9 protein-coding genes and 1 pseudogene are annotated in these 7962 nt (G+C 72.5%); 5 read left to right on the forward strand and 5 right to left on the reverse strand.

Going from position 1 to position 7962, the window contains the following annotated elements; all coding sequences use genetic code 11:
* Together DQW85_RS31500 and DQW85_RS31505 are read right to left on the reverse strand one after the other, a co-directional pair.
* On the reverse strand, positions 1-1134 hold a 1134-nt coding region (locus DQW85_RS31500), incomplete at its 3' end, for a sensor histidine kinase (protein WP_113703434.1).
* Positions 1131-1814, reverse strand: coding sequence for a response regulator transcription factor (locus DQW85_RS31505; RefSeq protein WP_240197542.1), 684 nt, complete (start codon positions 1812-1814; stop codon positions 1131-1133). The genes DQW85_RS31500 and DQW85_RS31505, both read right to left, overlap by 4 nt.
* Positions 1815-1887: 73 nt before the next feature.
* Between DQW85_RS31505 and DQW85_RS31510 the strand changes: the two genes are divergently transcribed.
* From DQW85_RS31510 to DQW85_RS31520, 3 genes are all read left to right on the forward strand, one after another.
* A complete protein-coding gene (locus tag DQW85_RS31510) occupies positions 1888-2742 on the forward strand; it encodes an arylamine N-acetyltransferase family protein (protein WP_113703435.1) in 855 nt (284 codons plus the stop codon).
* Between the two features lie 30 nt (positions 2743-2772).
* Positions 2773-3897 (forward strand): protein kinase domain-containing protein, encoded by a 1125-nt coding sequence (locus DQW85_RS31515; RefSeq protein WP_162795533.1) that lies wholly within the window; start codon positions 2773-2775, stop codon positions 3895-3897.
* Positions 3898-4001: 104 nt separating this feature from the next.
* Positions 4002-4196, forward strand: a complete 195-nt coding sequence (locus tag DQW85_RS31520; protein WP_113703437.1) for a hypothetical protein — start codon at positions 4002-4004, stop codon at positions 4194-4196.
* A 22-nt stretch (positions 4197-4218) separates the two neighbouring features.
* Here the strand turns inward: DQW85_RS31520 and DQW85_RS31525 are convergent, their stop codons facing one another.
* Together DQW85_RS31525 and DQW85_RS31530 are read right to left on the reverse strand one after the other, a co-directional pair.
* Complete coding sequence (locus tag DQW85_RS31525; RefSeq protein ID WP_113703438.1) at positions 4219-4530, reverse strand: DUF3817 domain-containing protein; 312 nt, start codon at positions 4528-4530, stop codon at positions 4219-4221.
* Positions 4531-4532: 2 nt separating this feature from the next.
* Entirely contained in the window at positions 4533-5309 is a 777-nt protein-coding gene (locus DQW85_RS31530; protein ID WP_240197543.1) for an SURF1 family protein, read from the reverse strand.
* Between the two features lie 104 nt (positions 5310-5413).
* Here DQW85_RS31530 and DQW85_RS46145 point away from each other — a divergent pair, with 104 nt between their 5' ends.
* Together DQW85_RS46145 and DQW85_RS31535 are read left to right on the forward strand one after the other, a co-directional pair.
* Positions 5414-5581: a hypothetical protein gene (locus DQW85_RS46145; protein ID WP_205315557.1), complete on the forward strand. Its 168-nt coding sequence runs from the start codon at positions 5414-5416 to the stop codon at positions 5579-5581.
* A 149-nt stretch (positions 5582-5730) separates the two neighbouring features.
* The gene (locus DQW85_RS31535; RefSeq protein ID WP_113703439.1) at positions 5731-7185 is read left to right on the forward strand and encodes a flavin-containing monooxygenase; all 1455 of its coding nucleotides are present in this window, start codon (positions 5731-5733) and stop codon (positions 7183-7185) included.
* 1 nt (position 7186) lies between these two features.
* Here the strand turns inward: DQW85_RS31535 and DQW85_RS44950 are convergent.
* A pseudogene (locus DQW85_RS44950) lies at positions 7187-7962 on the reverse strand (sigma-70 family RNA polymerase sigma factor); the annotation flags it as partial.

The following is a 7962-nucleotide window of genomic DNA, read 5'->3' on the forward strand; positions in this document are numbered from 1 at the left end:
CGCCGCCGGCGCCGGTGCGCCCTCGCCCACAGGGGCCGCGTCCTGACGGAGCTCCGGCCGGGCCCCCTCCGGCCGGACCTCCCGCTCGACGGCCGCGCCGCCGCCCTGCTGTCCTTCCAACGGCGTGTCCGCCATGGTCGTCCTCCCAGGTAGATCCACGATCATGCGGCATCCCGCGCAGTCGTCGATGCGGATGGCGCCGCCGTGCAGTTCGACGATCTCCTTCACGATGGCCAGCCCCAGCCCCGCTCCCCCGGCGTCCGCCGTGCGGCCCGCGTCCAGCCGCGAGAACCTCTCGAACACCCGCGCCCGCGCCGAGGCGGGAATCCCCGGCCCCTGGTCGGCGACCGTGATCCGGACCCCGTCCCCCTCCGCGACCGCTCCCACGGTGACCAGGCCGCCCGGCGGGCTGTGCCGTACGGCGTTGTCGAGGAGGTTCGCCAGGACCTGGGCCAGCAGGTCGGGGTCGGCGCGCACCACGAGGGCGTCACCGTCCGCCGCGCCGCCCGCTGTCAGGCGGACGTCCTCGCGGGCCAGCGCGGCCTCCCGTACGGCCTGCTCCAGCAGCGGCGCGACCTCGATCGCCTCCGGCTCGATCAGGCGCGCGCCCGAGTCGAGCCGCGACAGGTCGAGGAGCTGCGCCACCAGGCGGCCCAGCCGGTCGGCCTGGGCCAGGGCGGTGCGCATGGTGCCGGGGTCGGGCGCGGAGACGCCGTCCACGACGTTCTCCAGCACGGCCCGCAGCCCGGTGATGGGGGTGCGGAGCTCGTGGCTGACGTTCGCGACGAGCTCGCGCCGCTGCCGGTCGACCTCGCCGAGGTCGTCGGCCATCGCGTTGAACGCCCTGGCCAGCTCCCCCACCTCGTCGCGCGAGGTGGCTTGGACCCGCAACGTGTAGCGGCCCTTGGCGATGGTCTGCGCGGCGCGGGCCATCTCGCGCAGCGGCTTGGTCATGCCCATGGCGAGCACCTGCACCATGATCAGGGCGAGCACCACGGCCACGGCGATCCGGACCTCGCGGGACAGCCCCGAGTTGATGCCGACCTCGTTGACCACGAACGCGGTGCCGACGGCCAGCACGATCACGATGCCGAGCTTGACCTTGATCCGGCCGAGGAAGTCGAGCGGTCTCATCGCCGCACCAGGGCGTAGCCGACACCGTGGACGGTGCGCACCACGTCGGAGCCGAGCTTGCGGCGCAGCGCCCGCACGTGGCTGTCGACGGTCCGGGTCGCGGCGGCCTCGGAGAAGCCCCACACGTCCGATAACAACCTCTCGCGCTCGAACACCTGCCCCGGCCGTTCGGCCAGGCGGCGCAGCAGGTCGAACTCGGTCCTGGTGAGCTGCGCCTCCGTGCCCTGCACGAACACCCTGCGGGCAGCCGTGTCGATCTCCACCTCACCGACCCTGATCACCGTGTCCTCGGCCGCGAGCTGGATGGCCCGCTCGACCCGGCGCAGCAGCGCGTGGATCCTCGCCACCAGCTCCCGCATGCTGAACGGCTTGGCGAGGTAGTCGTCGGCGCCCACACCGAGCCCGACCAGCACGTCCGTCTCCTCGCCGAGCGCGGTCAGCATGAGCACCGGCACCGGCCGGGCCGCCTGCATCCGGCGGCACACCTCCAGCCCGTCGAGCCCCGGGAGCAGCCGGTCGAGGATGACCAGGTCGGGCTCCGCCCTCCCGTACTCCTCCAGGGCCGACTCCCCGTCTCCGGCCACCCTGACGTCGAACCCCTCGGCGGCCAGCCTGTCGCGTACGGCCAGCGCGATCGTCTCATCGTCCTCGACCAGGAGGACTCGTCGCTGCTCTGCCACGGACGAAAGCCTAAAAGCGCGCCGTGCAGACGGCACTCCCTATTTCGTGCACATCCGGTGCAGACTTGATCGCGTGATCGTCGCCGGATATCTCCGCCGCCTCCGCCTCGCCCGCCTGCTGGACGCGCCGCCGTCCGCGCACGGCCTGCGCGAGCTGCACCGGGCGCATGTCGAGCGGGTGCCGTACGAGGTGCTGGACATCTGGCTGGGCCGCCCCACGACCATCGATCCGCGCGATTCGGCGGAGCGCGTCGTGCGCGGGCGGGGCGGCTACTGCTACCACCTGAACGGCGCCTTCCACCGGCTGGCCACGGCGCTCGGCTACGAGGTGACCAGGCACGTGGGCGGCGTGCAGAACCGGGACGCCGAGCCGGGCATCACCGCCAACCACCTGGTCCTCACCGTGCGCGGCCTGCCGGACGAGGACAATCCGGGCGGCGAGTGGCTGGTGGACCTTGGGCTGGGCGACGGGCTGCACGAGCCGCTCCCCCTGGTGGCGGGCACGTACCGGCAGGGTCCGTTCGTGTACGGCCTGCGCCCGTCGGAGGTGGCGCCCGGCGGGTGGCGGCTGGATCACGACCCGGGCGGCTCGTTCCTGGGGATGGACTTCGGCCCGGCGGCCACCGGGATGTCGGCGTTCGCGGAGATGCACGCGCACCTGAGCACGTCGCCGGAGTCGGGGTTCGTGCGGGTGGCGACGGTGCAGCGGCGCGACGCCTCGGGGGTGGACTGCCTGCGCGGGCTCGTCCTGTCGCGCCTGGGCAACGGCGGCAGTTCCGTCACGCTCGACACGGCGCGCGACTACTTCGCCGCGTTGGCGGACGTGTTCGGGCTGACCCTCGACGACGTGGCCGCCGGGGAGAAGGAAGCGCTGTTCGGCAGGGTGTTCGCGGCGCACGAGGCCTGGCTCGCCGCCGCCCCGGCATGACGGTGGCTTTGCCCAAAGATGTGCCTTATCGTGCAGTTCGGGATGGGAGGCACCACGAAACTCGCAGGGCGCTACCGGCTGTTGAACCCGCTGGGCGGAGGCGCCGTCCGGCTGGCCTTCGACGAGCTGGAGCACCGCGACGTCGCCGTACGGGAGCTCCGCCTGCCGCCCGAGCTCGGCGAGTCGCGTGACTCCGCGGTGCGCGACGCGCGCCTCGCGACCGGGCTGCGGCACCCCTCCATCGTCTCGGTGCTGGACGTGGTGGTCGAGGACGGCGTGCCGTGGCTGGTCATGGAGTTCGCGTCGGGAGCGTCACTGGAGCAGGCGGTCGGGGCGCGCCGCACGCTGCCCGTCGTGCAGGCGGCCCGGGTGGGCGTGTGCGTGCTGGCCGCGCTGGTGACCGCTCATGCCGCCGGGATCGTGCACGGGCGGGTCAACCCGGGCAACGTCCTGCTGAGCACGACGGGGCGCGCGCTGCTCACGGGGTTCGGGCTGCCGCAGGCGGGGCTGCGGCCCTCCGCCGACCTGTGGTCGCTGGCGGCCACGCTGCACTTCGCGGTCGAGGGCCGCCCGCCCGGTCGCGTCGCGGCCGCGGGCACCGACCCGCTCAGGGCGCTGATCAGGGCCATGCTCGATCCCCTGGGGGCTCCCCAGGTCGAGATGGTGGCCGAGACGCTCGACCGCCTGGCCTTGGAGCGCTCCCTCGACCAGGTGATCGCCGCCTCGGGTCCGCTGTCCCTCGCCCGGGTGGCCGCGATCGGGCTGGCCGTGCTCGACCTGCTGGCGCCGTCGCACGCGTGCGGCGGGCACCACGGCGCCGTCCACCCGAGCAGCATCCTGCTCCCGGACGTCCCTCCGGAAGAGGCCGGCTCCCCCGCGGCCTGGATCCTGCCGTCGCGGGTGGCGGGGCCGGCGGCTCCCGCCTTCCGGCCTCCGGAACGCGTGCCGAGCCAGGCGGCGGACCTGTGGGCGCTGGGCGCGACGCTGTTCGCCGCGGTGGAGGGCCGTCCGCCCGCCCCGGGCGCCCCGCTCAGCAAGGCCGGCGCGCTCGCTCCCGTCCTGTTCCGCCTGCTCTCCGGCGATCCCGCCCAGCGGGGCGACCACGGAACGCTCAGGAAGGACCTGCGGGCGGTCGCGCTCCCCGCCGTACGTTGAGATACATCGCGAACGGAACCACGACGGGGCGCCCACTCGTTGTACCCGCGACGCACAATATGGGAGAGGCGGGGCGCGCGCTCCGCGTTCGGAGGAAGTCGAGGATGTCGCCAGTCCAGAAGTACGCCATCGGCGCGGGCGCCGCGGTGCTGCTGTCACTGATCTTCTTCGGAACCGGATGGATCACCTTGCTGGTCATCCTCGGCGTGGTCGGCGCCCCGGTGGTCGGCTACCTGATGCTGGACCCGTCGCAGCGGGAGCGGCTCAAGCGCGCCCGCAGGCGCGGCATCGGCAGCTGAGTCCGGCCCGGCGGCGGGGGCCTCAGGCGTCCGCCGCCGCCAGCTCGGCCCGCACCCGCTGGGTGACGCGGTGCTCGACGTAGAAGGACAGGAACGGCACCGTGCCGCCGAGCATGACCCCCAGCATGTACGGCCAGCTCCAGCGGGCCTTCATGCCCAGGTTCATGACGGTGACCAGATAGACCATGTAGAGGAAGCCGTGGATGGGCGCGACGACCTTGGACATGGCGGGGTTGCCGAAGCCGTACCTGAGCACCATCGCGGCGCAGAGCACGAGCAGCATCACGCCGACGATGTAGGCGAGCGCCCGGAAGGGCTTGAGAGCCGATTCCACAGTCAACCTTCCAGCACGATCTCAGGGGATTTACGGTGGTCCCGTTCGGCGCGCACGCCGTCGCGCACGAAGTGGAACCACATGAACACGGCGAACCCGGCGAAGATCCACCAGTTGGCCGCGTAGGCCAGGTTGCGCCAGGTCAGCGTACCGCCGACGACCGGCGGCGAGACCTTGACCTGCGTCAGCGAGCCGGAGGGGGGCTGCGCCACGACGTAGCCGGTGCGGACCTTCGCGCCGTCCCACAGGTTGAGCAGCTCGCCCGTGGACACGGTCTGCACCTGGCCGGCGGGCAGGCCCTCGGGCCGCCGCTGGACGCTGTCGGTGCCCTCCTGCGGCCGTAGCCGCCCGGACACCGTGACCCTGCCCTCGGGCACGGCCGCCGGGTCGGCGGCGCGGGCCACCCAGCCGCGTACGACGGGCATCAGCGTGCCGTCGTCGAGCCGGAGCGGGGTGAGCACCCAGTAGCCGCCGCCCCGCGCGACGTTGCCGCCGGGCACGTCGACGTCCGGCGGCCGGTCGGCGACCAGCAGCTGGCTGCCCGCGTCGTAGACGCCTTCGGCGGAGACCCTTCGCCCCACGGCCGGGCCGGTGAGCTGCGCGCCCGCGGGGGCCAGCGCGGTGACGGCGACCGGCGCGGGGTCCGACGCCGCCTGCGGCCTGCCCGAGTCCTGGAAGACGCCCAGCTGCCAGCGGCCGAGCAGGATGAACGCGACGAGGACCCCTGCCGTCAGCACGTGCAGCCCCAGCATGCGGGGCGTCAGCAGGGTCCTCACCATGCTCCAAAGCTATCCGGCGACCAGGTCGGTCCCCTAATCAGCCCGTCCCAGCAGATCGCGCAAAAGCCACAAATGTCACAGTCGTTGCCGATAGGCTGCTCCCCATGTCTGACCAGCACATCGACCCCGCGGGCAACACTCAGGCGTTCCGCGCGTTCGCGCAGCGGTCCGAGCAGGAGTCGACGCCCCAGAAGTCCCGCCTGCTGCCGATCATCGCCATCGTCGCCGCGATCGTGATCATCGGCGTCGCCGCCTTCCTGATCCTGCGCTGACCCCCGCCTCTGGCAGCGCCGACGGCTGAGGCCCTCGGCGCTTTTCGCGTACCCGCCCTCTGGACCGAGGGAGACCGGCCGCACTAAGTTTGGACAGAAGTCCAATAGCAGGGGGCCGTTTCTCCGGGGGCAGTGCCGCGGGAGGGCCAATGCTGGAGCCAGGCATAGTCGTCATCGGTTCGGGCTTCGCCGGGGTCTGCATGGCGATCAAGCTCAAGAGCGCCGGCTATCACGACTTCGTCATCCTGGAGAAGGCCGCCGACCTGGGCGGCACCTGGCGCGACAACACCTATCCGGGCTGCGCCTGCGACGTGCCCTCCCCTCTGTACTCCTACTCGTTCGAGCTCAATCCCGCCTGGTCGCGGCTGTTCTCGCCGCAGGACGAGATCTGGGCGTACCTGCGCCGGTGCGTCGACAAGTACGGCATCGCACCGCATATCCGGTACGGCAGGCGGGTGGTGTCCCTGGAGTACGACGACGGCGCGCGCAGGTGGGAGGTGACCACGGAGGGCGGCGAGGTCCTGCGCCCGCATGCCGTGGTCTCCGGCGTCGGCGCCCTCCACATCCCGAAATTTCCGGACATCCCGGGGCGGGAGGCGTTCGCGGGCCCGGCCTTCCACTCGGCCGAGTGGGACCACTCCGCCGACCTGGCGGGCAGGCGCGTGGCGGTGATCGGCACCGGCGCGTCCGCTGTCCAGTTCGTCCCCCGCATCGCACCGCTGGCCGGCCGATTGACCGTGTTCCAGCGGACACCCCCGTGGATCCACCCCAAGCCCGACCTCGTCCTCCCCGACCGGATGAGGCGGGCGCTCCGCCTGCCCGGCGCCGCCCGCACGCTCCGCCACGGCATCTACTGGCTGTTGGAGACCAGGGCACTGGGCTTCACCGTCGATCCCCGCCTGATGAAGGCGCACGAGAGGCTGGCGCTCCGGCATCTGGAGGCCCAGGTGCCGGACCCCGAGCTGCGCCGCAGGCTCACACCCGGCTACACGATCGGCTGCAAGCGCGTGCTGATCTCCAGCGACTACTACCCGGCGCTCAACCGCGACAACGTCGCCCTGGTCACGGACCCGATCAGGGAGATCAGGCAACGCTCGGTCGTGGACGCCACCGGGACCGAGCACCCGGCCGACGTGATCGTGTACGGCACCGGCTTCAAGGTCACCGACTCGCTGCACGACCGGCGGATCATCGGCAGGAACGGCCTGAAGCTCCAGGACGCCTGGGAACGCGGCATCGAGGCGTACTACGGCATCACGACCTCGGGCTTCCCCAACCTGTTCTTCCTGCTCGGGCCCAACACCGGGCTCGGCCACAACTCGGTCGTCTTCATGATCGAGTCGCAGGTCCGCTACGTCGTGGACTGCCTACGGCTGCTCTCCAGGACCCGGGCCACGGCCATCGACGTGCGGCCGGAGCGGCAGCGGGCGTTCAACAGGCGGCTCCAGGAACGGCTCGACCCGCTGGTGTGGACCTCGGGCGGCTGCGCCTCCTGGTATCTCGACGAGCACGGCGTCAACCGGACGATCTGGCCGGGCTTCACCTTCGAGTACTGGGCCCGTACCCGCAAGGTGAACCGCGACGCCTACGAGCTCATCTACTAGCTCACCCGGTCGGCCGGTCTCCAGGGCCGTACAGTTCGTGATGCCACAGGTCCTCCTGGATCCGCTTGATGCCTGCCGCGAGGTGGCGGCGGTAGGTGCTCAGCGGCAGGCCCAGCCGCTCGGCGGCCGCCTCCTGGGTCGGCACGCCCGCGAGGAAGGACGTGGCGAGCGCGCGGTGGAGCTTGGCGGCGCGCGCGTCTTCGCGAAGCCGGTCGATCGCCTGCTCGATCAGCTCCCGCAGCGCCTTGGCCGGATCGGCGGCCCCTTGTTCGACGACGAACCGGCCGCGGCTGAGCGGGTTGTCGGCCAGCGCGCCGGGCCGGGCGAGGTTGCGCAGCGCCTGCCGTACGGCGGCGTCGAACTCGGCCCGGGAGAGCACGGCCAGCTCGGGCACGGCCGCCGGTGCGCGCCCGGCCTCAGGACCGGACCGCATGGACCGGTTCATCCGCGCCAGCCACACCTCCGCGGGGGCGCTGCGCCAGTCGTGCGCGAACAGCCCGAAGGTGAGGTCGTCCATTCGGTGCCGGACGCCGATGTCGTTGAAGTCGTAGTGCCGCAAGTAGGCGGCCCAGTGGCCGGGGTCGCGCATGACGAAGTAGGTCCACGCGAGCTGGGAGTCGCGCAGGCACTCGCCCACGGCTCGCCACTGGATGAGATCCATCACCGGCGTGGCGCCCCGGTGCGCCGGGGACACCCAGGCCCGGCCGAGCACGAAGTGCTCCCCGGCCCGCAGGGGCGCGGTGGCCCGGGCGTGCCGCCAGGCCAGCGCCGCCGACG

Origin of the sequence: Nonomuraea lactucae (assembly GCF_003313395.1) — a bacterium.
GTDB lineage: Bacteria > Actinomycetota > Actinomycetes > Streptosporangiales > Streptosporangiaceae > Nonomuraea > Nonomuraea lactucae.

Coding starts and splice junctions, on each gene's coding strand:
- DQW85_RS31520 (WP_113703437.1), top strand. CDS start 4,002: ATGTCGCCAGTCCAGAAGTACGCCATCGGCGCGGGCGCCGCGGTGCTG.
- DQW85_RS31530 (WP_240197543.1), bottom strand. CDS start 5,309: ATGGTGAGGACCCTGCTGACGCCCCGCATGCTGGGGCTGCACGTGCTG.
- DQW85_RS46145 (WP_205315557.1), top strand. CDS start 5,414: ATGTCTGACCAGCACATCGACCCCGCGGGCAACACTCAGGCGTTCCGC.
- DQW85_RS31535 (WP_113703439.1), top strand. CDS start 5,731: ATGCTGGAGCCAGGCATAGTCGTCATCGGTTCGGGCTTCGCCGGGGTC.